Origin of the sequence: Bradyrhizobium stylosanthis (assembly GCF_001641335.1) — a bacterium.
GTDB lineage: Bacteria > Pseudomonadota > Alphaproteobacteria > Rhizobiales > Xanthobacteraceae > Bradyrhizobium > Bradyrhizobium stylosanthis.
In genome coordinates this window covers 1,909,333-1,934,322 of record NZ_LVEM01000001.1, presented here as the reverse complement: position 1 = coordinate 1,934,322, position 24,990 = coordinate 1,909,333, and the positions used below count along the sequence as shown (strand labels likewise).

Here is a 24,990-nt window from a genome sequence, read left to right as displayed (position 1 = left end):
TATTGTCCTGATCGACCTGCGGAGGCCGCGTTCATCGCGGCCTCCGCGTCGTCTTGACCTCAATTAGAGTGATGCTCTAGAGTAACGCTCTAGGAGGTGTCGATGGCGGCGAGTGTGCGTGACGATCTGTTGGCGGCGGGTCTGGCCGTGTTCGACCGCGTCGGCTTCGAAGCTGCGACGGTGGCCGCGATCCGCACCCGGGCGCGGGCGTCCAACGGCAGCTTCTTTCACGCCTTCGGCTCGAAGAAGGAGCTCGCCGGCGCGCTGTTCCTGGAAGTGCTCAGGCACTATCACGCCGCCGTGCTGGCCGTGCTCGATCCGGTCCCTGATGCAGAGCAGGGCATCGGAAGACTGATCCACGCGCATCTGGACTGGGTCGTCTCGAGCCGCCGCGAGGCTCGCTATCTCTTCGAGATCTCGCGCAGCGAATGGGGCGACGACGTCCGCGATGCCCAGCGCGCGCAGAATGCACGGCTTGCCGAAGGTATCGAACGCTGGCGCGCGCCGCTGGTCGCGCGCGGGGAGCTGTTGCCGATGACGCCGGTGATGTTCGTCAGCCAGCTGATCGGCCCGGCGCAGATTTTTTGCCGGGCCTTCCTGTCGGGCCGCGACCGCGCCGATCCGCGGGCCGAGAGCGCTACGCTGATCGCCTGCGCCATTCGCGCGCTGGTGCCGCCCGATCGCATCAACAAGCAATGAGAGGAGGTTTCATGCGAGCCGAATCCGATCCCGAGTTTGAGCCGATCGCCGCGCACATTCACGCCAATGTCGGCCGCCAGGGCTTCATGAATTTGGTCGGTGCCGAGCTCTCAGAGCTAACGCGCGGCACCTGCACCATCGCGGTGGAGCGCCGGCCGGAGCTGTTGCAGCAGCACGGCTTCTTCCACGGCGGCGTCACCGCCTTCCTGGTCGACAACGCCACGACCATCGCCGCGGCAACGTCACGCGGCCAGCCGGCGCTCACGGCGGAATACAAGCTCAACCTGTTGTCGCCCGCGGTCGGCGAGAAGCTGATCTGCCGTGCCCGTGTGATCAAGCCGGGCCGCCAGGTCTCGGTGGTCGCCGCCGACGTGTTCTGTGTCAGCGACGGTGTCGAGAAGCATACGGCAACGGCGCTCGCCTCGATCGCGATGCTGAGCGAGGACGTCGGCGCCAAAACGAAAAGCCCGGCCGCCTGAAGCGACCGGGCTTCGCTTCGCGTATGAGTGCGAGGCTTACTTCTCTTCCGCAGCCGGAGCCGGCTCGACGTCGTCGTGCTGGGCTTCCGGATCGAAGAACTCGCCGGCGGCGGCGATCGCCTCGGCGGCCGCGTCGCGGTCCTCGTTGCGGGTCGAGATGTCCTCGCCGCGGTTGATGCGCTCCGCCTCGTCCTGGCTGCGGGCGACGGTGACGGTGATCTCGACCTCGACCTCGGGGTGCACGGCAACGGTGATCGCGTGCTTGCCGATGGTCTTGATCGGCGCGTCGAGCTGGATCTGCGGGCGGGCCAGCGAAACGCCGTCGGCTTCGAACGCGACGACGATGTCACGCACGTTGACCGAGCCGAACAGCTGGCCGGCTTCCGACGCCTGACGGATCACGACGATGTTCTTGCCCTCGATCTTCTCGGCGACCTTGGACGCCTCGGCCTTGGAGGCGAGGTTGCGAGCCTCGAGATCGGCCTTCATGCCGTCGTACTTGGCGCGGTTGTCGGCGGTGGCGCGCAGCGCCTTGCCGCGCTTGAGCAGGAAATTGCGGGCATAGCCGTCGCGAACCTTCACGACTTCGCCCATCTGGCCGAGCTTGTTGACGCGTTCCAGCAAAATGACTTCCATATTCGTTCTCCTTTGAAGTGCTCTTGAGTTTCGGTTTCGGGGTTGGACTTAAGGGGTTGGCAGCGGCGGTGGCTGGCGGCTGCGCAGGAAGCGCTCGCGGAAGCCGAACACGGCGTCCGCAAGGCCGAGGATGATCATCGCGATGACGGGCCATCCGAACACGACCACGACGGCATAGGTCGAGCCAAGCCAGAAAGTGCGGCTCTTCAGTGCCAGCGTCAGCGTATGCAGCACGGCAAAGCCGGTGAGCGCGTAGCCCATCATCAGCGCGGCCGTGGTGATCTGCGCCACGATCGCGAGCAATCCGCCGGTGAAGCAGAAGGCGAGCGCGACACAGAGCGCCACCAGCGTCATCGGCGGCAGCTCCGCGGTCATCAGATCCGGCCAGGGACGGCGGAGCCGGCCCGACGTCGCCGTGACCTTGGCGCTGAGCCAGAGATTGAGCGTCAGCGTCATCATGGCGACGATGGTGGCGGCGGCCGGAGCGATGCGCACCAGCGCATCGACGAACTGGCCTGTTTCACCGGAGGTCTGCGGATCGGTGCTGCGCAGGATGCGCATCAGGCCGCGCTTCAGCATGCCGGTGATGGTCTCGGCATCGGTGCCGAGTGTGAGCAGGGCGGCGATCGTGGTCAGCGTGGCGAAACCGGCGATCCATAGCAGCAGGCGGCCGACCGGATACCATTCGAGCTCGGGTTCGACTGGCGGCTCGGTGGCGGAGGCTGGCGCGGCGGCCGATACCGGCCGGCTGAGCAGGACGAGATGGCCGAGCCACCAGGCCGGGAGTGCGACGGTGACGGCGAAGGCGATGCAGTAGGGCAGGCCGAACAGGGCGCCGAGGCCGATCGCAGCAGCGATGCCGCCGACGCTTGCGCAGAGCGGTCCCCAGCCGATCGCGGCGACCATCAGGGGGAGCGGAGCGAGATAGAACAGGACGAGCGAGATAAGCGCGCCCGACACGATCGAGGCGAACATCAGGGCCGACGCAGCGCCGGCGATCAAGGCTATGAGTGCAAATGCCATCATCAGCTGTCCCGCTCCCTTCGAGCGGTTAGAGGCGTCTCGCCCCAACCATCGGCGACCGGACGACCCGGAAGCCTTATGAGTTCAGAAAGTCACGACCGGCGACGTCACCGCCGCCGGTCGAAATTCGTCTTAGCGAATGACGTAGGGCAGCAGGCCCAGGAACCGCGCGCGCTTGATGGCGCGGGCGAGCTCACGCTGCTTCTTCGCGGACACCGCGGTGATGCGGCTCGGCACGATCTTGCCGCGCTCGGAGACGTAGCGCATCAGCAGCTTGGAGTCCTTGTAGTCGATCTTCGGAGCATTGGCGCCCGTGAACGGGCAGCTCTTGCGACGACGGAAAAACGGACGGCGTGCACCAGCTTCAGCCATTGATCTTACTCCCCATCCGTCGTGGTGGTTTCTGCGTCTTCGCGCGGACGGCGCGGGCCGCGATCACCGCGGAAGCCGCCACCGTCACGATCTCCACCACGGAAACCGCCTTCACGGTCGCCACGGAAACCGCCGCCGCCTTCGCGATCACGGAAGCCGCCGCCACGGTCGTCACGCTCGCGATCACGATCCGCCTTGCGCATCATCGCGGACGGGCCTTCCTCGAGCTCTTCGACGCGGACGCTGAGATAGCGGATCACGTCTTCGCTGATGCGCTCCTGGCGCTCGATCTCGGCGATCGCCGCAGCGGGCGCGTCGATGTTGAGCAGCACGAAGTGCGCCTTGCGGTTCTTGTTCATGCGGTAGGTGAGGGAGCGTACGCCCCAATTCTCGGTCTTGGTGACCTTGCCGCCGAGACCCTCGACGATACCGGTCATCTGCGCAGTCAGCTCTTCGACCTGCTGCGGGCTCGCGTCCTGACGCGCGAGAAAGACATGCTCATAGAGAGCCATGGTGGTCCTTTCCTCATGTTGGCGCATCGCCCGGCGTCAAGCCCTTAAGAGGCCTTCGGAAAGGACTCTGGGATTAAGCTCAGAAGGCGGAAACACGGGACGACGGGCCGACTGGCCCTGCCACACCAAAATCACGAATGATTTGTTGAGACCGTCCGTTCAGCTCCCGGCCGGGGTCTGCGGATGCGCGCCTTATACGGATTTTGACCGGCTTTGCAAGGTTGGGGGCCAATTTTCGGCCCTTGGGTGCCTGCGGGGCATGGCCAGGACCGACCGTCTCGGGGTACCGGCTTGATTTATTTGTTTGTATAGCATACAAATAAATCAACGGGAGCATCCAATGGCAGAAAAGCCTGCCCATGCGGCATCGGAACCGGGCGCCGGCGACCCCAAGCATGCGGCGCGCGCCACGCGCTCGGCGGGCCGCAAGATGCGCTCGCTGCTGCTGGATGCGGCAAGCCCGCTGTTCCGGGAGCGGGGACTGTCGGGTGCTTCGATCACCGACATCGCGGCCGCCGCGAACGCCTTCCCGAGCCAGATCACCTATTACTTCCGCACCAAGGAGGCGCTGTTCGTCGAGTGCGCCTGCCGCGAGCTGCTGTATCTGGCGCGCACGACCGAGCAGGCCGCGCTGAAGGCGCGCACGCCGGGGGACTACACCCACGCGCTGGCCGAGACGGTCACGGCGAGCGATTCGGTCGCCTTCTTCGCCGAAGCCCTGACCCTGACGCGGCGGCGCCAGGATCTCGCGCCGCTGGTCGAGCGCACCATCGAACGCCTCCACAGCGAGGGCGCACGCGCCTATGCCAGCCAGGTCGCGCGCCACGGTTGGCGCTCCCTGCGCGCTCCCGACGAAAGCTCGCGGCGGTTCTGGGCTGTCGCCATCGGCGTCATCCTCGAAGGCTATGCCATGGGCCGATCGCCGGATGAACTCTGCGGCGAGATGCTTCGTGTGCTTGGTGAGCAGGCGAAGTCCGGCGGCGAGGCCGCGCGCCTGCGTCTTGTCGATGACCGCAATGCATCGCCCCCTTCGGACGAGGAGAGTTAGGCCATGACCGCGCTTCGCATGCGTGCCCGTGATTTCCTGACCGACGACCAATTGGCCGACGTCCGCCAGCGTGTGACCTGGAAGGGCGTTGCGCTGATCGCACATGCCTGGGCGCTGATCGTCGCTGCGGTTGCGCTGGTCGCGATGTGGCCCAATCCGCTGACCTACATTCTTGCGGTCGCCACCATCGGCTCGCGCCAGCTCGGGCTTGCGATCCTCATGCATGACGGCGCGCATGGTTGCCTGTCCGCCGACGAGAAGACCAATCTGACGCTGAGCCAATGGCTCTGCGCCTATCCCATCTTTGCGGAGACGCGCGCCTATCGCCGCTATCATCTGCAGCATCACGCGCGCACCCAGCAGGAGGACGATCCCGATCTGGTGCTGTCCGCGCCGTTTCCGATCACAGGGCTGAGCTACCGCCGCAAGTTCATTCGCGACATTACCGGACAGACCGGCTACCAGCAGCGCAAGGCGCAATTGCTCAATGCGCTCGGGCCGAAGGACTGGCCATGGCGGCAGCGCGCCGCGCATTTCTGGGAGAAGCTCGGCCCGCAATGTCTCACCAATGCCGCGATGTTTGCCGCGCTAGCGGCGGTCGGCGTGTGGTGGGCCTATCCGCTGCTATGGCTGGTACCGCTGCTCACCTGGCAGATGGTCATCACCCGCATCCGCAACATCGCGGAGCACGCCGTCGTCCCCGACAGCAGCGATCCGCTGCGCAACACCCGCACCACGCACGCGAATTTCCTCGAGCGCCTGTTCATCGCGCCGTATTACGTGAACTATCACCTCGAGCATCATCTGCTGTTCTACGTGCCCTGCTACAATTTGCCGAAGGTGCATCGCCTGCTCAGCGAGAGCCGGCACGCCGGCCGCATGGAGGTGCAGCCGAATTATGCCGCCGTGCTGCGGCTTGCCACGGCAAAGCCGAACCACGACGACCGGCCGGGCCAGTTGGCAAGCAGCGCCCGCCGGGCGCGGGCCGGCGCCGAGGTCGGTGCGGACCAGAAGGCGGGCGGTTTCTAGCCGGCCAGTGCGGTAACACGCGGCGCGGGAAGGAAGGCGGCCGCATCGGGGACGAGCGTGGCGGCATCGGCTGCGCCACGGTGGATCACGAAGGCGCCCTTGCCGCGGCGCTTGGCTTCATACATGGCGCGATCGGCGGCGCTCAGCAATTCGTCGGCGGTGACGCCGTCGCGCGGTGCCGACGCAAGTCCGATGCTGGCGCCGACCCGCGCCGCCGGCTCGAATTCGAACGGCTCCGCCACGCGCGCGATGATGCGTCGCGCCACGGCAGCAGCCCCGCCGTCGGTGATGTCCGGCAGCAGGATGACAAACTCATCGCCGCCAATGCGACACACGACATCGGCGTCCCGCACGCTTGCGCAGAGGCGCTTCGCCACGGTGACGAGAACGGCGTCACCCGTCGCATGCCCGAACCTGTCGTTGACGCCCTTGAAGCCGTCGAGATCGACGCAGAACACCGTGAGCTTCGAGGGACCCGACGCCGCATCCGGCCAAGGACCGTCGAGCATCTCGGCAAACAGTTTCTGGTTGAGGGCGCGGTTGGGCAGGCCCGTGAGCAGGTCGTGATGCGCCATCAGGCGGTTGTTGCGCTCGGAATGATGGAGGTCGAGCAGGATTTTGTGGTTCTCCAGCAGCAGGAAGATCATTCCGGCCGTGTAGACGGGGGTTTGCAGGCCGATGATGAACAGGAACGGCACCGGCGACAGGATCGTGGCCGCGGCAAAGGGCAGCGTGAGAATGCAGATCAGGAGAATGCCGTAGCGCGGCGTCCCCGCATTGCGCGAGGCGATGCCGCCGACGAGGTTGGCGAGGCCAATGCCGGCCATCAGGATCAGCGGCATGACGCCGGAGGCGACGCATTGATAGCAGCCTGCGGAAATCAGCACGACCGAGGCGAGCCCGGCCCAGATCGGCGAAACGTTCACCGGCGCCCGCCGGTCTCGCTTCGCCCTCGCGAGCGCCTTCATCATCAGGCAGATGCGCGTGCTGCCGAGCACGATTTCGGCGAGCACCCAGGCATAGGCCCAGGGCGCGCCGGTGAGAGCGGCGGACAGCGACGCGATCAGCAGGGAGGCGGCCACGGCCACCACCAGCGTCCTGGTCTTGTTGGTCCGCTGCTGCAGTAATTCGTTGTGGATGTCGTCAGGCTGGGGGCGTGGTCCCGCGAGCAGCCAGTCGACGCAGGCCTGCAATGGAGCCCACGGTTGCCCTGTGCGCCCGGCAGACGTTGAGGCCGTCAATCTCTGTGGGACCATTGTTGCCATGGCCGCAACCTAGGTGGACGGCATTTAAGGCCGCTTAMGTTCGGGAACCGAGTTCCCGATAGCGTAAACGCTTTGCAGCGAAGCGGCGCCGCCAACCCGATTGCTGCAGGGCAGCGAGCGGGTTCTGAGGCGGGTTACCTGTCCCGACATACCCATCGCGGCTTGACAGCGCAGCCCCGGTCGTTGTCTACGGCCCCCTTTGAAGCTTGATCGGGAACCAAGGCTTGTGCCGGACGTAGTCGGCTGCCGGCTCTCGACACAACGGCTCACGCGATCCAGGGGAGCGCCGATGACGGCAGCATTCACATTTCCGGGGCAGGGGTCCCAGGCCGTCGGCATGGGCAAAGCCCTCGCGGACGCCTTTCCGGTGGCGCGTGCGGTGTTCGACGAGGTCGATGCCGCGCTTGGGGAGAAGCTGACGGCCACCATCTGGGACGGCCCGGCCGAGACCCTCCAGCTCACCGAGAACGCACAGCCGGCGCTCATGGCGGTGTCCATCGCCACCCTGCGTGTGCTGGAGGCGGAAGCCGGTTTTTCCGTGGCGCGGGATGCCGCCTTCGTTGCCGGGCACTCGCTCGGTGAGTATTCGGCGCTGGCCGCGGCCGGCAGCCTGACGATTTCCGACACCGCGCGGTTGCTTCGCACCCGCGGTCTCGCGATGCAGAAGGCCGTACCCGTGGGCGCCGGTGCAATGGCTGCGCTCCTCGGCCTCGATTATGAAGCCGCCATGGAGGTCGCCGCCGAGGCGGCCCAGGGCCAGGTCTGCCAGGCTGCCAACGACAATGGCGGCGGGCAGGTGGTGGTCTCGGGCGACAAGGCGGCGGTCGATCGCGCCGTGGAGATTGCCAAGACCAAGGGTGCCAAGCGCGCGATGCTGCTGCCGGTGTCCGCACCGTTCCACTGCAAGCTGATGCAGCCCGCGGCTGACGCCATGGCGGAAGCGCTGGCCAAGGTGACGATCAAGGCGCCGGCGGCGCCGCTGGTGTCGAACGTGCTGGCGAGCGCCATCACCGATCCCGACGAGATCCGCCGCCGTCTGGTCGAGCAGGTCACCGGCACCGTACGCTGGCGCGAGTCGGTGGCCTACATGGCCGGGCAGGGTGTCACCCGCTTCTTCGAGATCGGCGCCGGCAAGGTGCTCTCTGGTCTCGTCAAGCGCATTGCTGACGGCGCCGTCGGCGTATCGGTTGGCGGTCCGAACGATATCGCCGCCGCCAAGGATGCATTGGCCGCTGCAAAGCAGGCCTGAAGCGCGATGAGTTCTCGTCGCGCTTGAGTTTTTCAGTTTACGCACGATCTTTCGGACAGCCGCTGCGCACTTTTCCGGATCGTGCCTTGGAGGAGTTTTTCGATGTTCGATCTGACTGGCAAAAAGGCGCTCGTCACCGGCGCGACCGGCGGCATCGGCGGCGCGATCGCACAGGCGCTGCATGCGCAGGGCGCCACCGTTTCGATTTCCGGAACGCGCAAGGAAGTGCTGGATGAGCTGGCCGGCAAGCTCGGCGAGCGCACTCACGTGCTGCCCTGCAATCTCTCCAAGGCCGACGAGGTCGAGGCGCTGGTGCCCGCCGCGGAAGCCGCGATGGGCCAGGTCGACATCCTCGTCGCCAATGCCGGCATCACCCGCGACAATCTCTTCGTCCAGCTCCGCGACGAGGACTGGGAGGAGGTCATCAACATCAACCTGACCTCGACCTTCCGCCTCGCGCGCGCCGCGACCAAATTGATGATGCGCAAGCGCTTCGGCCGCATCATCGCGATCACCTCGGTGGTCGGCGTCACCGGCAATCCCGGGCAGGGCAATTACACCGCCTCGAAGGCGGGCCTGATCGGCATGATCAAGACCCTGGGTGCCGAATACGCCAAGCGCGGCGTCACCGCGAACTGCATCGCGCCCGGCTTCATCAAGACGCCGATGACGGATGCACTGAACGACAAGCAGCGCGAGACGATTCTGACCAAGGTTCCGGCCGCCCGCCTGGGGACGCCCGAGGACATCGCGGCCGCCGCCGTTTATCTCAGCTCGAACGAAGCAGCCTACGTCACCGGCCAGACTATCCACGTCAACGGCGGCATGGCCATGATCTGAGGCCCCCGTCCCGCACTGCCCACAGCGGCGGCGCGGGATGCGGCAAACGGCCGTTTCCGGAGCGAAATGAGGCTTGTAGTCAAGGCAGTTGAAGTGTGATAACCGGACCCTCAACGGATGGGCAAAGAACGCCATTGCAGGTTTTTGAAACCCTGTATATTGGCGATGCGGAGCCTTGGCCGTCGTTCGCCGGGCCCTGCATCGGTTAGGATGGGGCCAAATCAAAGTTCGTAAGCGAAGGCACTAAACGACCACGACGGCTCGTATCGTCCCGGGGGGTCGGGTCTACAGGGAACAACACGAGGTTATGCAATGAGTGACATTGGCGAGCGGGTTAAGAAGATCGTGGTCGAACACCTTGGTGTTGAGCCCGAGAAGGTTGTCGACGCTGCGAGCTTCATCGACGACCTCGGCGCCGACAGTCTGGACACCGTCGAACTGGTGATGGCGTTCGAAGAAGAATTCGGTTGCGAGATTCCGGACGACGCCGCGGAAACGATTCTCACCGTCGGCGACGCCACGAAGTTTCTCGAGAAGAACGCGAAGAGCTAAGGCTCTTCATTTTCGCGGGGACAACATTGAAACCGGACGGGCCGCTGACTGGCGGTCAGCCGGTTTCTTGTTATTGGCCGTGAATCTTTCGATGCGGAGTTTTCGGATATGAGACGGGTCGTCGTCACTGGTCTCGGCATGGTGTCGCCACTCGGCTGCGGTGTCGAGCCGACCTGGAAGCGCATCCTCAACGGTGAGAGCGGTGCGCGCCCGATCGAGAGCTTCGATGTCTCCGATCTGCAGACCAAATACGCCTGCACCGTCGTGCGCGGCGATGGCAGCAACGATACGTTCAATCCCGACAAGTGGATGGAGCCGAAGGACCAGCGCAAGGTCGACGACTTCATCATCTTCGGCATGGCCGCGGCCGGCCAGGCGCTCGACGATGCCAACTGGCATCCCGAGACCGAAGAGGACAAATGCGCGACCGGCACCATGATCGGGTCCGGCATCGGCGGCCTCAACGGCATCGCCGACACCGCGATCCTGCTCAAGGAGCGCGGACCGCGCCGGGTGTCGCCGTTCTTCATTCCGGGCCGCCTGATCAATCTTGCCTCCGGCTACGTCTCGATCGCGCATGGGCTGAAGGGGCCGAACCATTCGGTCGTCACGGCCTGCTCGACCGGCGCGCATGCGGTCGGCGACGCCGCCCGCCTGATCGCGCTCGGCGATGCCGACGTCATGGTCGCCGGCGGTGCTGAATCGCCGATCAGCCGCATCGGCATTGCCGGCTTCAACGCCGCACGCGCGCTCTCCACCGGCTTCAACGACACGCCCGAGAAGGCCTCGCGTCCCTACGACAAGGACCGCGACGGTTTTGTCATGGGCGAGGGCGCCGGCGTCCTGGTGCTCGAGGAGCTCGAGCACGCGCAGCGCCGCGGCGCGAAGATCTATGCCGAGGTGATCGGCTATGGCCTGTCGGGTGACGCCTATCACATCACGTCGCCGTCGCCCGATGGCGATGGCGGTTTCCGCAGCATGTCGGCGGCGCTGAAGCGCGCCGGCCTCACGGCGTCCGATCTCGACTACATCAACGCCCACGGCACCTCGACGCCGCTCGGCGACGAGATCGAGCTCGGCGCAGTGGAACGCCTGCTCGGCAACGCCGCCTCCAAGGTCGCGATGTCCTCGACCAAGTCGTCGACCGGCCATCTCCTCGGTGCGGCCGGCGCGATCGAGGCGATCTTCGCCATCCTCGCGATTCGCGATAACGTCGTGCCGCCGACCATCAACCTGGACAACCCGTCGGTCGAGACTGCGATCGATCTCGTGCCGCACAAGGCGAAGAAGCGCGAGGTCAACGTCGCCCTGTCGAACTCTTTTGGTTTTGGCGGCACCAATGCGTCGGTAATCGTCCGGCGTTTGGCCAGTTAGTTTGCGTTTGAGACGAATCCACCGTTTTGCCGTATTCGGCGATAGTCATAGAAGTGGGCGCGTGCATTTGGCGTGGCAAGCGATTGTCAGGCCGCGATTGAACCGGCAGGATTCAGGTTGCTTCGATGAGTGAAAGGCCGCCCATTTCGCCCCGGAGCCCGCGGGCAGCGCTCGAGCCCGAGCAGGTTCCGCCGCCGCCGAAGCGATCGGACCGCGCGCGCAATCCCTTTGTGGTCGTCGGCAATGCCATCATCACCCTCCTGCTGATCGCCATGCTCGGCGCGGGCGGCGTGTATTATTACGGCCGGCAGGTGCTGGAAGCGCCGGGGCCGCTGAAGGAAGACAAGATCGTCAACATCCCTCAGCGCGCCGGCAAGCGCGACATCGCCGAGACGCTGAACAAGGAAGGCGTCACCGACGTCAATCCGTGGGTGTTCATCGCCAGCGTCGCGGCGCTGAAGGCGAGCTCGGACCTGAAGCCGGGTGAATACGCCTTCCAGAAAAATGCTTCCTTGCGCGACGTCATCGCCACCATTGTCGAGGGCAAGGTGGTGCAGCACGCCGTGACGATTCCGGAGGGCCTGACCTCCGAGCAGATCGTGGCGCGGCTGTCCGACAACGACATCTTCACCGGCAGCGTGCGCGAGCTGCCGCGCGAGGGCACGCTGCTGCCCGAGACCTACAAATTCCCGCGCGGCACCACGCGCGAGCAGGTGATCCAGCGCATGCAGCAGGCGCACAAGCGCGTGCTGGCGGAGATCTGGGAGCGCCGCAGCCAGGACATTCCGGTCAAATCTCCGGAGCAGCTGGTGACGCTGGCGTCGATCGTCGAAAAGGAAACGGGCAAGCCGGACGAGCGCAGCCGCGTCGCCGCCGTGTTCGTCAACCGCCTCAAGCAGCGCATCAAGCTGCAGTCGGATCCCACGATCATCTACGGCCTCGTCGGGGGCAAGGGCACGCTCGGCCGTCCGATCAAGCGCAGCGAGATCACGCAGCCCTCGCCCTACAACACCTATGTGATCGAGGGCCTGCCGCCGGGCCCGATCTCCAACCCCGGCCGCGCCTCGCTGGAGGCCGCCGCCAACCCGGCCCGCACCCGCGACCTCTATTTCGTCGCCGACGGCACCGGCGGGCACGCCTTCACCGAGACCTACGACGCGCATCAGAAAAACGTCGCCAAGCTGCGCGCGATGGAAAAGCAGATCCAGAACGACACGGTCGAGCCGGCCGAGGACGCGCCGCCGCCGGCTGCCGCCGCGCCGGGCGCCGCCGATACGCCGACCGCGACCACGCCGGCCCGCCCGAACCAGCAGAAAAAGCCGCCGGCGGCGCGCCCGGCCAATCCCGCCAATCCGCCGCCGGCCCGGCAGGGCGCAGTGCAGTCGTCGCCGCCGGTGGTCCAGCGCTAGCGCAGCCCAGACCTGCCTACGGGACTTTGCGGATTCCACTTTCCTGCAAAATAGTCTTAAGATTCGCGTGGCTTGATGCCTCGCGAATCCTTTTGTTCCTGGAGAATCTGACCTGATGGCGCTGTCGTCCATGACCGGCTTTGCTCGAAGCCACGGCGCGAGCGGGCCGTATACGTTCGAATGGGAATTGAAGTCGGTCAACGCCAAGGGCTTCGATCTCAGGGTGCGGCTGCCGCAGGGGTTTGACGAGCTCGAGGCCCATGCCAAGAAACGCGCCGGCGAGCTTCTGTCGCGCGGCACCGTCTACGCCAATCTCAACGTCAAGCGCGCCAATGCGGCCGCCACCGTCCGCGTCAACGAGGACGTGCTCAACGCCGTGCTGAAGGCCGCCGCGGTGATCGCGGGCAAGGTCGACGCGGTTGCGCCGAGCATCGACGGCCTGCTCGCCATTAAGGGCGTCGTCGAGGTCGCCGAGCCCGAGGGCGACGAGGAAGAGGACAAGGCCGCCCGTGCCGCCGCAGCCGAGGCCTTCGACAAGGCGCTCGACGAGCTGGTCGCGATGCGCAAGCGCGAGGGGACGTCGCTCGGGCAGATCCTGACCCAGCGGGTCGACGAGATCGAGCAGCTCGCGAAAAAAGCTGAAAGCTCGCCCGGCCGCAAGCCGGAGGCGATCAAGGCGAGGCTCGCCGACCAGATTGCCGCGCTGCTCGACACTTCCGACCGTTTCGATTCCGACCGTCTGATGCAGGAGGCGATCCTGATCGCCACCAAGGCCGACATCCGCGAGGAGCTCGACCGCATCGCCTCGCACGTCGCGCAGGCCCGCGAGCTGATCGGCAAGGGCGGCCCGATCGGGCGCAAGCTCGACTTCCTGGCGCAGGAGTTTCACCGCGAGGTCAACACCTGCTGCTCGAAGTCGAACGACATCGAGCTGACCAATACGGGACTCGCCATGAAAAACGTGGTCGAGCAGTTCCGCGAACAGGTCCAGAATCTGGAGTGATCGATGACGACGGGCGGTCACGGAACTGACGGTGTCGAGCGGCGCGGCCTGATGTTCGTGCTGTCCTCGCCCTCGGGCGCAGGCAAGACGACGCTGTCGCGGATGTTGCTCGAGCGGGAGCCGGGCCTCAAGATGTCGGTATCGGCGACGACGCGACAGATGCGGCCGGGCGAAGTCGAGGGGCGCGACTATTTTTTCGTGACCAAGCCCAAGTTCGAGACGATGGTGAAGCAGGACGAACTGCTCGAATGGGCCACCGTATTTGACAATCTTTACGGAACGCCGCGTGCGCCGGTGGAAGCGGCGCTATCGGCCGGGCAGGACGTGCTTTTCGACATCGACTGGCAGGGCACGCAGCAGCTGCACCAGAAAGCAAGCATCGACGTGGTTCGCGTCTTCATCCTGCCGCCGTCAGCCGCCGATCTCGAGAAGCGGCTGCATTCGCGCGCGCAGGATTCCGACGAGGTGATCCGCAAGCGCATGAGCCGGGCCAGCCACGAGATGAGCCACTGGGCCGAGTACGACTACATCGTCATCAACCACAATGTCGATGACGCCTTCGCCGAGGTGCAGTCGATCCTGAAGGCCGAGCGCCTCAAGCGCGAGCGGCGGACTGGCCTCGTCGGCTTCGTGCGAGGTCTGCAAGCTCAGCTTCAGGGCTAGGCTGCGCCAGCCGCGGCCCTTCCTGCGCCAGCCGTTCCAGCATCGCCGTGATGACGTCGATGTCGACGCTGTCCTCGACGCGCGCAGCCGGCTCTTCATCCTTCTCAGCGCTATCGTTGCCGGCATCGTTGACCGCGAGCCGCGGAGCCGCTGCCTCGATTTCGAATTCACCGTTGAAGATGTCGGCCTCGTCGAGATCCGCGATCTCGTTGCGCGTTGAACGGGACTGTGCCGCGATCCGGCCGATCTCGCTGCTGAAGGCTGCGAGTTGCGGGGCTTCTGGACGCGGCGGCTGCGGACGGATGGCGTCGAAGTCGATCGGGCCCGGCTGCTGGGTGCGCGGCGTGTTCGGCATCTCGTTGAGCCATGGAGCGCGATCCTGCTCGTGGGGCTCCCGGTCGTCCCAGTTCACGTGACGATGGTCGTTCGTCCTGACGCGAGCGCGCGCGCCGGCGAAGCGGTAGATGACGCTCGCGAGGAGGCCGGCGAGCGTCAGCGCGCCGCCGATGACGAGCATGAGCGTCTGCAGCGAGCCGGTCGGCTTGTCGGCGGGAGCTTCAGCCGCGGCGAGCGCCCCCGGAGCCTGCGGCTTCGCCGGCTTGGCGCCCGGCTGCGGGGCTGCAGCGACAGGCGCGGGCGCGGCTTGTGGTGCAGGCGAGGCGGTGTCAGTCGAGGCATCGGGCCAGGGCGCGGCGACGGCGGGCTGCGGGCTGGCGTCGGCAATCCTGATCGACGGCCGTTGTGCGGCCGGCGCTGCGTTCGCTGCAGCCGGGGCGGGCGCAGTCATGGCCGGTGCGGCGGTAGTCTGCGGCGCGATGTATTCGGCATGCGCATTCTGCACGGAGGGCTGCGCCGGAGTATCGGCACTTTGCGCATCGCCGGTGGCCTGCGCGGTCTGCGTGACCTTGCCACCTTCGGCACGCAGATACCAGCACTGCCGCTTGCTGGCGCGATCGAGTCGATAGTACCAGTGCTGCCCTTGCGGGGCGGCGCCCTTCGGCGAGGGCAGGCAATCGCTCGCGGCGGTGCTGGATACGCTCGGCGCGTTCTGCGATACGGCGGCGAGTGGCGCGCCGGCAATGATGCTGCCAACAAGCGCAGATACGAATTTCGCGGTTCGGTTGCCCATCCTGGTCTCCCGGTTACGCACAACGCAACTCTTAACCAGCCCTTTCTCGTCAAAGACTTGGGTGGCAATGAGCCGCAATTCCGGAGAGGATGTGGCTTGAATTGGGCCTGCGGCACGTTCGTTCCGCCGCGTTATCAGGCTATGTCGCCTCCTATTGCTTGACCGAGGTCCAGGTTCCACCACAGCCGTCGGAGCGGCGGAACGTTCCGGAACCGCTGCGGGTTCCGAGCCGGCCGGCGCCGGTGTAGGTAATGCCGCCCTCGCCACGGCCGAACGTGCGCACCGCGCCGTTCGCGCTGACGGTCCCCGTGACGCCTTCGGCAATCACGCGGCCCGAGGTGACCACGGTTGCGCCAGTGGTCGTGCCGCCGCAGCCGATGCTGGTGACCACCCAGGCGCCGTCAAAACTACCGCCGCCTCCACCACCGCCGCCGTTTCGCCGCAGCGCCGAGCGCTCCTCCGCCGCCGGCTTGCTCCGGCGCGCCGAGGGTGCGGGCTCCGCCGAACGGCCCGACGAGGAATCCTGGCGTGAGCCGGACAGCGACTTCTCGTCGTTGCCGATCGAGCCGCCGGCGCTGCCGGACTGCGCGACGGCGGGCGATGCGGCGAGGGCGATGTTGAGGAGCAAGGCGAGGGCAATCGCGTGAGCGGATTTGGGCATGGGCAAAAATCCGAAAATGAAAAAGGATGTCAGCGGCCGGAGCCGTCGGCGCAGACAGCTCCGATAATGCGGCAAGCTTTGCCAGCCTTGCCGCATTCGTCAAGCGCGGCGTCCCTGGCGCGCTGCACGCCCTCGCGCTGGACCAGCGACCAGGATTTGTCCGAGATCGCGAAGGCGCCGCAGCTCTTGCCGTAGAAGGACAGCTCGATCGGGCACTTGGCGCCGCCGCAATTGCCGCGCGCATCGGCCACCGCCGCGCGCCGCGAGGCGTGATTCCACGACATGCCCCATTTGCTGCCGTCCGGCCCGTAGACGATCGAGCCCCATGGCTTCAGATCCTCCATCTTGCGCATCCGCAGCAGCAGGCCTTCGGTCGGCTCTCCAGTCGGCGCCATGGCGATGCGCTGCTGGAGCTTCGTGATCGCGCGGGTGAGGCCGTCGGGCGTGTCGGGATCGAAATTGAGCTCGTAGAGCCGCTCGCTCAGCTCGCTGAGCAGCGCGGCATCGCGCAGCGGCACGCGGTCGGGATCGGCGCGCAGGCGATCCGCAGGGACGGGATCGGGCTGCATCGCCGCGACCTGCGGCGGCGCTGCTTGCGTCGGCGGCACGAAATAGAAAGTGCCGTCGATCGGCGAGGACGACACCCAGGGCTGTTGTGCGCCTGCGGTGGCGCGCTTCACGGCGAGGCCGACCTGGTTGAAGGTCTGGAACACGTCGAGGCCGGCGACCCGGATCGTCGTCGCCAGCGCCTTGGTGTAGGGGCTGTGGCCGTCGCTGCCGTCCTGGGCGACGTTGCCGGGCTGCGTCGCGTAGGAGATCAGCGTGCCCTCGGGCGCGCGCATCTGCGCGAGGCCGCCGTCGGAGGATCGCAGGCCGCGTGAGCCAAAGGGATTGTTGCGGCAGGCATCGAGGATCACGAGGTTGAGCCGCGTGCCCGATCCCTGCATCTGGCGCAGCACGAGGTTGACGTCGGTCATCTGGAAATCGACATCGGCCTCGCGCGTCGGGTTGGCGCCGACCGGCACCAGATAGTTGGAGCCCGCGACCTGCACGCCGTGGCCGGCATAATAGAACAGCGCGACGTCGGCGCCCTGGACCTGCCGGCCGAAGCTCTGCACCGCGATGTCCATCGCGGCCTTGTCGAGATCGAGCTGGGCGCGTCCGCCGACCAGCGCGAAGCCGAGGAGCCCAAGCGTCTCCGCCATCAGGCTGGCGTCCTTGGACGGGTTGTCCAGCGGCGTGATGTTCTTGTAGGCGGAGTTGCCGACCACCAGCGCGATGCGCTTCTCGGCCGATGCAGGCTGCGTCACGGCAGCGGCCGCGATCAGCGCCGCCAGCCCCACAACGCGATTGAAAAACCTCGCGCGCATCAAAAATTCCCCAAAATAATGGCGCTAATCTACCAGCTAGGTGCGCGGCCGAAAAGCGGTGCCACGGTCTGGCTATTGGTATTCCGCGAGATCGTCATGCCCGGGCTTGTCCCGGGCATCTACGTTCTTCGTGCGACCCGGCAAGGCGTGGATGGCCGGGACAAGCCCGGCCATGACGGTGCGGAAACAATGGGACCCAAGTCGTCAAGCTATCAGGCGAGAGACCACGCATTATCCTTCCCGCGGCAGGTTCTGCCCGTGGCTTGCTGTCGCTCGTCGCCCCGTTGGATGCCAAAGGGCGCAGGGAAGGCCGGGCGCCGGCGGCACCCGCAGATCCGTGCGCTTGCGAAGAATGCACACGGGGTGGATCACAGGTGATGCCGATCGCTTGGCCTTCCCTGCGCGGATGGTTTTAACGGTGTCCTTCGTGCTCTCCCCGGGGAGCGATGCACTATTGCCCCCGTCGCCTTGCAGATGATCGATGCGCGCGCCGGTTGGCCGCCGCACCACCGCAAGCCTTGACGCACAAACCCCGGGCGTCAGGACCACACGACTTCTCCGTCCGCGGACGGCTTTGCCGGATCATCACGGGCTTGCGTGTGCTCGCCCACGACGACCAACCCAACCGCTGTGACCGCGCCGTGTCGTACCGCGTCGCGCAGGACTCACGGTTTCCCGCCCTGTCCCACACGTTGCGCGCCGGCGCTGCCGCGTCCACCGCCACCCGGCCCGCATCTCGTGACGGTCGCGAACGCCCCTTTGGCAGGGCCGGGATGCGCGGGGTATGCCACAAATCCGAAATTCGGGAAAGTGGAATATTTTTGCCGTATGGGGTTGACGGTGTTTTGCCCGACGGGTCGCGCCTGCTGTGGTGGTGATTTTGTTCGCGGACGGCTGATGGGGCGACCTATTTCCACGCCAGCATCAGCGCCAGGACACCCAGAACGGCACTGATGAGACCCACCATTGCGTATGACTGCGCAAAAACGCCGGTCTGCACAAAAACCTGTGCCGCGATGGCCAAGCAAAAGGCGGCGAGAAGCAGGCAGGCGCAGCCGACGATGATTGCGAGATAGCGTAGCGCGGTTGCGATTGGTCTTGTGGGGAGTGCGGGATCGCTCATGCGATTGAGAACGGAGCTGCCGGCCGCTCGTTCCAGTTTGCGCGCGGGCGGAGAAACATCAATCGCGTGCGCAGCAATCGAGTAATGCTCGCCAGATGCGCTGGATCTCGACTGTCCTTTCGAACTCCAGCACGTGGTTCGCGCTCATCTGCGACGCTGATGTCTCCCTGCGCGGTTCGCGCGGTGTGATCCAGCGCTCGGAGATGGGATCGTACCACTTGCCCAGATTGATCAACGCGCTTCTCCTCTGTTCGATCCCCCCTGTCGTTGCCGTGACGGAAAGCCAACGCGCGGAAGGCGCGCGACGTTCCAACGTCTCGCAAGAGGCGGAACTTGCGGGGAGAATCCGGGCGCTAGCGCTTCGGTGCGTTGCTCTCATCGGACGAGCGGGCAACGTCCGGCTGACGTTTCTCGCGCGTGCCGATGTCCTGGGGAGGCCTTGCTCGTTCGTCGCCCTCGGCTTCAGGCGGTGGCCCGGACCTGCGGTACTTCCCGATCAGACGTTTGACGTCATCGATCGCTTCGAGCAGCGGCGGTGTCAGCGAGAGCAGCGCGCCCATCGCGATGGCGATGATGGCGTGGCGAAACGAGACATTCTCGTCCTCGACGGGACGATAGGCGCCGGGCTCGATGGCTGCCGGTGCAAGTCCGGCCGATGAGCGCGGATGGTCGGGCTTCCGCGGCTTGCGCGGCGGCATCATGACGACGACGAAGAGGACGTTGATCAGCAGCCAGATGCCAAGAATAATGAAAAAGGTTCGCATTCCAAAGAATCACAAAATAACGCGGAGCCGATCCAAACCGGCATTGAACGGCCATTCGCAGGCCGATGCAAGATTGTCCCGACGGACAGTGTCGAGAGACGCGCGACGAAATCACTATCGGAATTCGGCAGGTCCAAGGGCGCGGGATCGTTGGTGTCATCCGGCGCGGAGCCGGCCCGTGGACGGGTCAGCGAAACCGCCGCGTCACCATGGCCAGCACGAACACGGGCTTGTCCTCCTCGTAGACGCCCAGCGTCCAACTGTCGCCGGGGCGGAGCGCGTGCTCGACGTCGCGGGAGAGCCGCACCGCTTCGCGCCAGGCGGCCTCGTCACCGGCCAGTATCTCACCGGTCGTGTCGGTGTGTGGCTTGTGGCCTTCGAAATGGAAGAAGTACTGCGGCATGTCGGGCAATGCGGCGTGCGGGAGAATGTTCCGACGGAGCAGCGCACGGGGCTCGAGGCTATCCGTCGGCCGCGCCGCCCAGCGCTTCGCCGAAATGCTTCCTGATGGAGTCGTTGCAGGAGCAGGATCTGGCCTCAAGCGCCGGCGTGTCGAGGATCAGGATCGCGCCGCGGCGGGTGGCAAGGATGCGCCTTGCCTTGAACATCTGGATGACGCGGCTGGCATAGCTGCGCGAGACGCCGAGCATGCCGGCGAGCTGCTCGTGGGTGAGGGGAATCTCGACTTCACCGAGATGCTCATGCGCGGAGAGAATCCATTTGGCCGCGCGCTGCTCGATGGAATGCGCGGCGTTGCAGGCCGCGGTCTGCAGCAGCTGTGCGAACTGGCAGTCGGCATAGCGCGACAGGACCTCTTGCAGCGTGGGCGACCTCTGCTGCGCTTGCTCGAGCGCGCGCAGCGGCAGGCGGACGAGCGTGCCGCCGAGCTTGACGACGATGCGCGTATAGGCCGGCGAAGGGCGGCGGCCGGCGGCGATGCCCACGGCGCCTTCGCGGCCCACCAGCAGGCTCTCGACCTCGCGGTCGTCCTCGACCGGCACGGCGAACGACACCAATGCCGGGCCGCAGGGGAAATGAACGGCCGTCACCTCGTCGCCGGCATGATGCAGGATGTGCCCCGCCGCGAGGTCGACCGGCTGAAGATGCGGGGCAAGCAATTCGAAATCGGCGGCGTTGAGCTGCTGGAGAAGATCGTTCTGGGGCCGACCGGTCACGTCGTTTTCTCTTGTCGCTTGGTCTTTGCCGGGAATCGGCGCCAGGCGAGACCCTACGTTTCCGCGGCGGAACCGACGGTTCCAAAGTGCACACAAGGAATTGCGGAGCGTCGAAAAGTCGGCGGGGCGGGCGTGCCGCGCTCTGTTCAGGAGTGAACACAAGAGGCAGCGGATCGGCGTAACGTCTGCCTTGCGAAAGCGCGCACCCCGTGCGCTCCGCCCGACGACCGCCGGCCCATACGATCACCAACGCCGCCGGGCCGGCGGGTCCGAGGGCTTCGCCGGGTTATCCGAAGCGGGCGTCCCGCGAGGGTCGGCTCACGGCGGCGTGCGCGCGCCAGGCGTCGATCGCCCGGTTCGCGAGCATCAACTGCCGGCGTTCGCCGCGCCTGAGCTGGGCTTCGATGGCGTCGAGAAGGAAGTTCGCGGTCTGGTCGGGATCGCCGAGCTCGCCGCCCTGCTCAAGGCAGCTCCAGGCGATGAAGAAAGCGCTCTCGACGGTGCAACGTATCGACATGCGCTGCCAACGCAGCGCAGCCCTCCGGCGTTCCGCACCGGATTGCGAGAACGAACGCCGGCAAGATCTTGCGATCTCGCCGGCGCTGACCGGTTCCTCGCGTATCAGTTCTTCAGCACGATGCGGCCGACGACCTTGCCGGCGCGCAGCTCGTCGATCCATTTCTGGACATCGCCCATCGGCTCTTCGCGCATCGGCGTCGGCTTGATCTTGCCGGCGCGGGCGAGCGCCATCAGCTCGTGAGCCTCCGTGAGCGTGCCGACCATGAAGCCTTCGACGGTCAGGCGCTTGTAGACCCACTGCACCATCGGCAGCGTGAACTGGCCGCCCATCAGGCCGGAGACCACGACCTTGCCGCCGCGCGCGGCAACGGCGACCGCGAAGGCCATCGACTTCTCGTTGCCGGCGAAATCGACGACCTCGTCGAAGCCGCCGTCGGTTTCCTTCAGGATGCGCTTGATCACGTCTGGCTCGGACGGGTCGTAGGCGGCGGACGCGCCGTTCTTCAGCGCGGTCTCGCGCGCGGCCGGCGAGAGATCGGCGACCGTGATCGGCTGCTTGAACATGGCCTGCGCGAACGACAGGCCCATCATGCCGACGCCGCCGAGGCCGACCAGCAGCAGATTGCGCTGGCGCGGACGGTCGACCAGGCGCTTGAGCGCGCCATAGGCGGTGACGCCGGAGCACATCAGCGTCGCGGCCTGGTTGACGGGCAGCGGATCGTAGTCGAGCAGATACTTGGCGTCGGGGACCAGCACGTGCGTTGCAAAACCGCCGTCGATGGAGACGCCGAGGAAGCGCTGCTTGGCGCAGAGGTTCTCGTCACCGTTCTTGCAGTCGCGGCACTGGCCGCAGCCGATCCAGGGAAACACCGCCTTCTTCGTGCCGACGAGGCTCGTCGGAACGTCGGAGCCGACCTCGTCGACGACGCCGGCAATCTCGTGGCCGAGCGTGAAGGGCAGCGTCATGCCGCGCGTGGTGTCGAGCTTCTTGCCGCCGCCGAGATCGGCGTAGCCGTCCTGGATGTGGAGGTCGGAATGGCAGAGGCCGCAGCGCTCGATGCGGACGAGGACTTCGCGGCCTTGCGGCTTGGGCGTGTCGACGATGGTCTCGCACAGCGGCGCATCGAACTTGACCAGGGACTGCCGACGCATCAACGCCATATTCCTTCCTCCGAAATTTGTACCAAAGCGCCATTAGCGCGCTTTGGTTTTGTTATTTGAGCATGATCTCGTCGGAAAACCGCTTCACACCTTTCCGGATCATGCTCTACTCAGCTTGCTTGCGTATATCCGCCAATTCACGCGCCATGGCAACAAAGCCCGAGATCGGAATGGTCTCCGCGCGCCGCGTCGCATCGACGCCGGCTGCTTGCGCGAGCCGCGCGGGATCGACGCCCAGCGATTTCAGGCTCTGGCGCAGCATCTTGCGGCGCTGGCCGAAGGCGCTGGCTGCGACCTGCTCGAGCAGCCTGCGATCGCAACGAAGCGGCTCTGCGCGCGGCTTGAGGCGCACCACGGAGGAGGTGACCTTCGGCGGCGGCACGAAAGCGGACGGCGCAATGTCGAACAGGATCTTCGTCTCGCAGCGCCAGTTGGCGAGCACGCCGAGACGGCCATAGGCTTCCTCGTCCTCGTGCGCGACGATGCGCTCGCCTACCTCGCGCTGGAACATCAGGACCATCATGTCGTACCAGGGCGGCCAGGGCTCGGTCGTGAGCCAGTTGATGAGCAGCTGGGTCGCGATGTTGTAGGGCAGGTTGGCGACGATCTTGGCACGCTCGCCGGCGAGCAGCGGCCCTGGATCGAAGGTCATGGCGTCGCCGTGCACGATCTCGAGCCGGCCGGGGTAGCGCGCGGAAATATCCTGCAGGGCCGGGATCGTGCGCTCGTCATGCTCGATGGCGATGACGCGCCGGGCGCCGAGCGCGAGCAGGGCGCGCGTCAGTCCGCCGGGGCCGGGGCCGATCTCGACGATGGTGGAGTCGTCTAGCGGCGCGGCCGCACGCGCGATGCGCGCGGTGAGATTGAGGTCGAGCAGGAAATTCTGGCCGAGCGATTTGCGGGCCGACAGCGCGTGCTGGCGAATGACCTCGCGCAGCGGCGGGAGGTCGTCGATCGCGCTCATCAGCTTTGGGTCGCGGCCATGCGGCCCGCGAGCTGGAGCGCGGCAATCAGGCTCGACGGGTTCGCCTTGCCGGTGCCGGCGATGTCGAAGGCGGTGCCGTGGTCGGGCGAGGTGCGGATGAAGGGCAGGCCGAGCGTGACGTTGACCGCGTCGTCGAAGGCGACCGTCTTGATCGGGATCAGCGCCTGGTCGTGATACATGCAGACCGCGCAATCATAGCCGGCGCGCGCGGCCTCGTGGAACATGGTGTCGGCGGGCAGCGGGCCCTTCGCCTCGATGCCGTCATTGCGCAGAACCTTGAGCGCCGGTGCGATCACCGTCTGCTCCTCATGGCCGAGCGAGCCGTCCTCGCCGGCATGCGGGTTGAGGCCGGAGATCGCGATGCGCGGCCGCGCGATGCCGAAGCGCGCCTTCAGCTCGGCCGCGACGATGCGCACGGTCGAGACGATCAGATCGCTGGTGAGCTGGTTCAGCGCCTCGCGCAAGGAGACGTGGATGGTCACCGGCACCACGGCGAGCCGCGGCGACCACAGCATCATCACCGGCTGCGGCACGCGGCCGTTTTGTGCGGCCAGCTCGGCGAGGAATTCGGTGTGGCCGGGATGGCGGAAGCCGGCGCGGTAGAGCACGCTCTTGGCGATCGGATTGGTGACGACGGCGCCGGCGCGGCCCATGCGTACGTCATCGACCGCCTGGCGGATCGAGGCGAGTGCGGCCGGCGCGCTGGATGCATCAGGCTTGGCGGGCCCGGCCGTCGCGCGCTCGCCGGTTGCGACCACCGGCAGGGCCTCGGCGAAGGCGGAGACGGCTTCGCTCGCGCTCACCGCGGCGATCCTGACATCGGCGCCGATCGCCTTGGCGCGCTGCGCGATGAAGGCTTCGTCGCCGAGCAGGTAGAAGGCGGGCAGGTTCAGCTCGCGGCGGCGGAGCCACGCTGCGATGGTGATGTCGGGGCCGATGCCGGCGGGCTCTCCCAGAGTCAGGGCGAGGGGCTTTATCGGGGCGTTGGCCATCAGCGGTTGCGATATTCGATCATCGCCGCCTTGCGGAGCTCGTCGAGATAGGCCTTCTGGGTCTTCTCGTACTTCTCCTGGTACATCTTCTCGCGGACCTCGCGCTTCTTCGGCGTGTCGATCATGGTCGGCTTGCGCGAGCACAGCACGACCATCTCGATGCCGGCCTTGGTCACTTCAGGCGCGGTCAGATGGCCGATCGGGGTGTCGTCGAGCACCTTGCGCAGCGCCTCGGGCAGGTCCGCCGTGGTCTTGGTGACGCTCTCGCGGATGGTGGCGTTCGGCGTCGAGCGGAACAGCGAATTGGCTTCCTCGCAGCTTCCGACACGGGAGCGATATTGCTCGGCTTCCTTCATCCGCGTCTCCTGGAAGGCCGAGGACGAGCCGCGCGGCACGATCAGCACGATCGGCTGCATCTTGTACTCGGTGCCCTCGATCTGGAGCTTGTCGCCGGTCTGGGCCTGCACGGCCTGCGCGACGTCGCGCTCGCCGACCAGCAGCTTCTCCTTGAAGCGGCCGCGCACGAGGCTGGTCCAGACCATCTCGGACTTCATGCGTCCCTTCAGGGTCTCGGGACGCACGCCCTTGGATTCCAGCGACTTGGCGAGCTGGTCCGGCGTGATGCGCATGCGCTGCGCCATGCCCTCGAAGGACTGGTTGATGTCGGTGACACCGGGGTCGACGCCGTACTTCTTGCCTTCCTTCAGCTTCACCTTGTCGTCGATCAGCTCGTTGATGACCTCCTGGCGGCTCGGGGTCTTCTGCGTGGTCAGCTGGTCGAGCTTGGAGCGCTGCTCGATGTCGTAGTCGGTGATGGGATCGCCGTTGACCATGACGACGATGTTCTGTGCGTGCACCGGCGCGCCGGCGAGGGCCAGGGCGGCGAGGACGAGGAGGAGGCGGAACGAGGACAAGGCAATCGTCATGGATTTATCGCTCGGATGTCAGCCGCGGTGAA

The 24,990-nt window shown here is 66.2% G+C and carries 29 protein-coding genes; 11 read left to right on the top strand and 18 right to left on the bottom strand.

Going from position 1 to position 24,990, the window contains the following annotated elements:
* Window positions 1–102: 102 nt before the first annotated feature.
* Together A7X65_RS09390 and A7X65_RS09385 are read left to right on the top strand one after the other, a co-directional pair.
* Window positions 103–699 (top strand): TetR/AcrR family transcriptional regulator, encoded by a 597-nt coding sequence (locus A7X65_RS09390; RefSeq protein ID WP_063684099.1) that lies wholly within the window; start codon window positions 103–105, stop codon window positions 697–699.
* An 11-nt stretch (window positions 700–710) separates the two neighbouring features.
* Window positions 711–1,178 (top strand): PaaI family thioesterase, encoded by a 468-nt coding sequence (locus tag A7X65_RS09385; protein WP_063684097.1) that lies wholly within the window; start codon window positions 711–713, stop codon window positions 1,176–1,178.
* 36 nt (window positions 1,179–1,214) lie between these two features.
* On the opposite strand, the gene rplI is transcribed toward A7X65_RS09385, so the two are convergent.
* From rplI to rpsF, 4 genes are all read right to left on the bottom strand, one after another.
* Window positions 1,215–1,814, bottom strand: coding sequence for a 50S ribosomal protein L9 (gene rplI / locus A7X65_RS09380; RefSeq protein WP_063684095.1), 600 nt, complete (start codon window positions 1,812–1,814; stop codon window positions 1,215–1,217).
* A 48-nt stretch (window positions 1,815–1,862) separates the two neighbouring features.
* Complete coding sequence (locus A7X65_RS09375) at window positions 1,863–2,840, bottom strand: YybS family protein (protein WP_063684093.1); 978 nt, start codon at window positions 2,838–2,840, stop codon at window positions 1,863–1,865.
* Window positions 2,841–2,969: 129 nt separating this feature from the next.
* Window positions 2,970–3,209, bottom strand: a complete 240-nt coding sequence (gene rpsR / locus A7X65_RS09370; protein ID WP_007592020.1) for a 30S ribosomal protein S18 — start codon at window positions 3,207–3,209, stop codon at window positions 2,970–2,972.
* Window positions 3,210–3,214: 5 nt separating this feature from the next.
* The gene (gene rpsF, locus A7X65_RS09365; protein ID WP_063684091.1) at window positions 3,215–3,721 is read right to left on the bottom strand and encodes a 30S ribosomal protein S6; all 507 of its coding nucleotides are present in this window, start codon (window positions 3,719–3,721) and stop codon (window positions 3,215–3,217) included.
* A gap of 340 nt (window positions 3,722–4,061) precedes the next feature.
* On the opposite strand from rpsF, the gene A7X65_RS09360 reads away from it, so the two are divergent.
* Window positions 4,062–4,769, top strand: coding sequence for a TetR/AcrR family transcriptional regulator C-terminal domain-containing protein (locus A7X65_RS09360; protein ID WP_063684089.1), 708 nt, complete (start codon window positions 4,062–4,064; stop codon window positions 4,767–4,769).
* Window positions 4,770–4,772: 3 nt separating this feature from the next.
* Window positions 4,773–5,798, top strand: coding sequence for a fatty acid desaturase family protein (locus A7X65_RS09355; protein ID WP_063684087.1), 1,026 nt, complete (start codon window positions 4,773–4,775; stop codon window positions 5,796–5,798).
* On the opposite strand, the gene A7X65_RS09350 is transcribed toward A7X65_RS09355, so the two are convergent.
* Window positions 5,795–6,991, bottom strand: coding sequence for a GGDEF domain-containing protein (locus A7X65_RS09350; RefSeq protein WP_063684086.1), 1,197 nt, complete (start codon window positions 6,989–6,991; stop codon window positions 5,795–5,797). The two genes, A7X65_RS09355 and A7X65_RS09350, sit on opposite strands and share 4 nt — an antisense overlap.
* A gap of 361 nt (window positions 6,992–7,352) precedes the next feature.
* On the opposite strand from A7X65_RS09350, the gene fabD reads away from it, so the two are divergent.
* The 7 genes from fabD to gmk all read left to right on the top strand — a co-directional run bounded on the left by fabD (window position 7,353) and on the right by gmk (window position 14,153).
* Window positions 7,353–8,312: an ACP S-malonyltransferase gene (gene fabD / locus A7X65_RS09345; protein WP_063684084.1), complete on the top strand. Its 960-nt coding sequence runs from the start codon at window positions 7,353–7,355 to the stop codon at window positions 8,310–8,312.
* A gap of 102 nt (window positions 8,313–8,414) precedes the next feature.
* On the top strand, window positions 8,415–9,152 hold the full coding sequence (gene fabG, locus A7X65_RS09340; RefSeq protein ID WP_063684083.1) for a 3-oxoacyl-[acyl-carrier-protein] reductase: 738 nt from the start codon (window positions 8,415–8,417) through the stop codon (window positions 9,150–9,152).
* Window positions 9,153–9,464: 312 nt separating this feature from the next.
* Window positions 9,465–9,704, top strand: a complete 240-nt coding sequence (locus tag A7X65_RS09335; protein WP_008130699.1) for an acyl carrier protein — start codon at window positions 9,465–9,467, stop codon at window positions 9,702–9,704.
* 108 nt (window positions 9,705–9,812) lie between these two features.
* Window positions 9,813–11,078 (top strand): beta-ketoacyl-ACP synthase II, encoded by a 1,266-nt coding sequence (gene fabF / locus A7X65_RS09330; protein WP_063684081.1) that lies wholly within the window; start codon window positions 9,813–9,815, stop codon window positions 11,076–11,078.
* A 125-nt stretch (window positions 11,079–11,203) separates the two neighbouring features.
* A complete protein-coding gene (gene mltG, locus A7X65_RS09325; protein WP_063684079.1) occupies window positions 11,204–12,487 on the top strand; it encodes an endolytic transglycosylase MltG in 1,284 nt (427 codons plus the stop codon).
* Between the two features lie 115 nt (window positions 12,488–12,602).
* Window positions 12,603–13,490, top strand: coding sequence for a YicC/YloC family endoribonuclease (locus tag A7X65_RS09320; protein WP_063684077.1), 888 nt, complete (start codon window positions 12,603–12,605; stop codon window positions 13,488–13,490).
* Window positions 13,491–13,493: 3 nt separating this feature from the next.
* Complete coding sequence (gene gmk / locus A7X65_RS09315) at window positions 13,494–14,153, top strand: guanylate kinase (RefSeq protein ID WP_063684076.1); 660 nt, start codon at window positions 13,494–13,496, stop codon at window positions 14,151–14,153.
* Here gmk and A7X65_RS09310 read toward each other — a convergent pair.
* The 13 genes from A7X65_RS09310 to A7X65_RS09255 all read right to left on the bottom strand — a co-directional run bounded on the left by A7X65_RS09310 (window position 14,086) and on the right by A7X65_RS09255 (window position 24,958).
* Window positions 14,086–15,282, bottom strand: coding sequence for a hypothetical protein (locus tag A7X65_RS09310; RefSeq protein ID WP_063684075.1), 1,197 nt, complete (start codon window positions 15,280–15,282; stop codon window positions 14,086–14,088). The two genes, gmk and A7X65_RS09310, sit on opposite strands and share 68 nt — an antisense overlap.
* A gap of 151 nt (window positions 15,283–15,433) precedes the next feature.
* Window positions 15,434–15,943, bottom strand: coding sequence for a hypothetical protein (locus A7X65_RS09305; RefSeq protein WP_063684074.1), 510 nt, complete (start codon window positions 15,941–15,943; stop codon window positions 15,434–15,436).
* A 29-nt stretch (window positions 15,944–15,972) separates the two neighbouring features.
* The gene (locus tag A7X65_RS09300; RefSeq protein ID WP_063684073.1) at window positions 15,973–17,313 is read right to left on the bottom strand and encodes a caspase family protein; all 1,341 of its coding nucleotides are present in this window, start codon (window positions 17,311–17,313) and stop codon (window positions 15,973–15,975) included.
* Between the two features lie 907 nt (window positions 17,314–18,220).
* The gene (locus A7X65_RS09295; protein ID WP_063684072.1) at window positions 18,221–18,436 is read right to left on the bottom strand and encodes a hypothetical protein; all 216 of its coding nucleotides are present in this window, start codon (window positions 18,434–18,436) and stop codon (window positions 18,221–18,223) included.
* 58 nt (window positions 18,437–18,494) lie between these two features.
* Window positions 18,495–18,671, bottom strand: coding sequence for a hypothetical protein (locus tag A7X65_RS42585; protein WP_167358182.1), 177 nt, complete (start codon window positions 18,669–18,671; stop codon window positions 18,495–18,497).
* A gap of 118 nt (window positions 18,672–18,789) precedes the next feature.
* Window positions 18,790–19,200, bottom strand: a complete 411-nt coding sequence (locus A7X65_RS09290; protein ID WP_063684071.1) for a hypothetical protein — start codon at window positions 19,198–19,200, stop codon at window positions 18,790–18,792.
* Between the two features lie 187 nt (window positions 19,201–19,387).
* The gene (locus A7X65_RS09285; protein ID WP_063684069.1) at window positions 19,388–19,603 is read right to left on the bottom strand and encodes a DUF6894 family protein; all 216 of its coding nucleotides are present in this window, start codon (window positions 19,601–19,603) and stop codon (window positions 19,388–19,390) included.
* A gap of 58 nt (window positions 19,604–19,661) precedes the next feature.
* Entirely contained in the window at window positions 19,662–20,375 is a 714-nt protein-coding gene (locus A7X65_RS09280) for a Crp/Fnr family transcriptional regulator (RefSeq protein ID WP_063684068.1), read from the bottom strand.
* A 286-nt stretch (window positions 20,376–20,661) separates the two neighbouring features.
* Window positions 20,662–20,892: a hypothetical protein gene (locus A7X65_RS09275; RefSeq protein WP_063684066.1), complete on the bottom strand. Its 231-nt coding sequence runs from the start codon at window positions 20,890–20,892 to the stop codon at window positions 20,662–20,664.
* A 104-nt stretch (window positions 20,893–20,996) separates the two neighbouring features.
* The gene (locus A7X65_RS09270; RefSeq protein ID WP_063684064.1) at window positions 20,997–22,055 is read right to left on the bottom strand and encodes an alcohol dehydrogenase; all 1,059 of its coding nucleotides are present in this window, start codon (window positions 22,053–22,055) and stop codon (window positions 20,997–20,999) included.
* A 106-nt stretch (window positions 22,056–22,161) separates the two neighbouring features.
* Window positions 22,162–23,019, bottom strand: a complete 858-nt coding sequence (gene rsmA, locus A7X65_RS09265; RefSeq protein WP_063684062.1) for a 16S rRNA (adenine(1518)-N(6)/adenine(1519)-N(6))-dimethyltransferase RsmA — start codon at window positions 23,017–23,019, stop codon at window positions 22,162–22,164.
* Window positions 23,019–24,032, bottom strand: a complete 1,014-nt coding sequence (pdxA, locus tag A7X65_RS09260; RefSeq protein ID WP_063684054.1) for a 4-hydroxythreonine-4-phosphate dehydrogenase PdxA — start codon at window positions 24,030–24,032, stop codon at window positions 23,019–23,021. The genes rsmA and pdxA overlap by 1 nt, the downstream gene beginning before the upstream one ends.
* Complete coding sequence (locus tag A7X65_RS09255) at window positions 24,032–24,958, bottom strand: SurA N-terminal domain-containing protein (RefSeq protein WP_063684052.1); 927 nt, start codon at window positions 24,956–24,958, stop codon at window positions 24,032–24,034. Before A7X65_RS09255 ends, pdxA begins: the two co-directional genes overlap by 1 nt.
* Window positions 24,959–24,990: the final 32 nt, after the last annotated feature.